Annotated in this window: 1 protein-coding gene and 1 pseudogene (1 of these 2 only partly in view); both read right to left on the bottom strand. The window is 30.0% G+C overall.

Features of this window, described 5'->3' with window-relative positions:
* Window positions 1-257 precede the first annotated feature (257 nt).
* Window positions 258-725 carry a hypothetical protein gene (locus A2255_05075; GenBank protein OGI19549.1) on the bottom strand — a complete coding sequence of 156 codons (468 nt, stop codon included), beginning with the start codon at window positions 723-725 and terminating at the stop codon, window positions 258-260.
* Between the two features lie 81 nt (window positions 726-806).
* Window positions 807-1,518: pseudogene (locus A2255_05070) on the bottom strand (hypothetical protein) (it continues 419 nt past the right edge of the window).

Here is a 1,518-nt window from a genome sequence, read left to right as displayed (position 1 = left end):
AGTTGCTTTTTGTTTTAAAGTAAGACCGTTAAATGTGTCTAAAGCAGCTTTTGGATCTACACTTTTAACTGTATTAATAACGTTAGTTGCTGTATTTTTAGCATATTTAGCAGCTTGTGTTCCTATTCCACTGATTGTGTTGGTAATTGAGCTTACGTGCATAATAACCTCCTTAACTATTTTAGTAATTATATAAAAAAGAAAAGAAAAAATAAATGATAGTTTTTATGAAAATTATTAAGAAATTGTAATATTTTTTATTCTTTTATTCTTTCAATTATGTTTGTAGTCGATTTACCTTCTACAAATGGTATGAATACAACTTTACCTCCACTATTATGTACTGTTTCAGTTTCAGGTAGTGTATCCAGAGTATAATCTCCGCCTTTTGCGTATATATCAGGCTGGATTTTGCTAAGAAGTTCAACAGCGGTATCTTCGTTAAATAATACTACATAATCTACAGAGATAAGCGATGATAACACTTCTGCTCTATCATCTTCATTATTTACTGGTCTGGTAGGGCCTTTTAGTCTTTTTACTGACTCATCGGTATTTAAACCAATAACTAAAATATCTCCTAATTCTTTAGCTTGTTTTAAATATTTAACATGCCCCACATGTATAATATCAAAGCATCCATTAGTGGTAACAATTTTTTTACCATGTTTTTTCTGTTCTTTTATTAATTCTATAAGTTCATTTAGCTTAGTAATCTGTCCCACTACAGTTTCCTCTGTAAAATCTTGTATAATTCCTTAAGAATATTGGGGAAAAGCTTTTACTTTTCCCCAATCAATAATGATTTACTGTTTTTTAGGTGCTTTCTTTTTTATATCTTCGATTTCTTTTTGGATTTTATCCAGATTATATTCGTCACTGAGATAAACAATTTTTGCGGTGTTTTTAGCATTTTGTATTAACTTTTCCATTAAACTTGTTTTGCTCTTATTAATCATGAATTTCTTGATTTCTTCTTTTATTTCAACAAATGGTACTATTCCAGCTTTTTTACGATCAGAAACTTTAATTATATGATAGCCAAAGTCTGTTTTAACAATGTCACTAATTTGTCCTGGAGCAAGGGAGAAAGCAACTTTAGAAAAAGCTGGAACCATATCTCCTTTTTTGAAATATCCTAAGTCTCCACCTTTTTCTGCACTTGAAGCATCATCAGATGAAGATTTAGCTAAGTCGGCAAATAACGCTGGATTAGCTTTTAATTTTGCAAGTATGTTTTCAGCTTTACTTTTTGCCTTATTCATTTCTTCTTGAGCTTTTTTATTAAGTTCAGATTCACTTAAGTTTGATTTTTCAGATTGTAATTTTGCCTTAATATCAGATTCTGTTGAAGCAATTAAGATATGCTGAGCGTTAACCATATCAGGCAGGGTGAATTTTGTTGTTTTATTTTTTTCATAAAAGTCTTTAGCTTCTTTATCGCTAATTTCTGCTTTTGCAGTAAGGCTTTCGAGCAATTTTTTTGTGGTTAAATCCATTTTAATACCTTCTACGAAA

The sequence above is a fragment of the Candidatus Melainabacteria bacterium RIFOXYA2_FULL_32_9 genome (assembly GCA_001784615.1).
Taxonomy (GTDB): domain Bacteria; phylum Cyanobacteriota; class Vampirovibrionia; order Gastranaerophilales; family UBA9579; genus UBA9579.
This window is presented reverse-complemented; position numbering and strand designations above follow the sequence as displayed.